This window comes from Methylobacterium sp. J-092, assembly GCF_022829325.1.
In the GTDB taxonomy this organism is placed as follows: Bacteria; Pseudomonadota; Alphaproteobacteria; order Rhizobiales; family Beijerinckiaceae; genus Methylobacterium.
Map to the genome: position 1 here is coordinate 1 of NZ_JAKSXU010000014.1, position 364 is coordinate 364.

Genomic DNA, 364 nt, shown 5'->3' on the forward strand with positions numbered 1-364 from the left:
TCCTTCACCGGCGACCAGATCAGGCTCGCGCCGGCGACGAACTGGTAGGTGTCGCGAAGCGCCTGGCTGAGCTGGTAGAACCGGGTGCCGGGCGTGCCGACCGAGTTCGCACCGAAGCCGGTACCACCGGTGAGCGTGAACGCATCGCCCTGACCGGCGCGGGCGCCGGCCGAGAAGCTCTGCTCGCCGTAGGAGCCGAAGGCGGCCGAACGCAGCTCAGGCGACCAGTAGTGCAGGTACGAGCCGACCACGGTGAAGCTGTCGGACTTCGACATCTGGCCGGTGTAGGGGTTGATCGTCGCGTCGGAGAAGTACTGCGCGAACTTCTGACCCTGGATCGTGGTCGTACTCTGGGTGTACGAGC

At 66.5% G+C, this 364-nt stretch carries 1 pseudogene; it reads right to left on the reverse strand.

Annotated features, from left to right (window positions below):
- Positions 1–364 (reverse strand): annotated as a pseudogene (locus MKK60_RS00180) (porin); the annotation flags it as partial.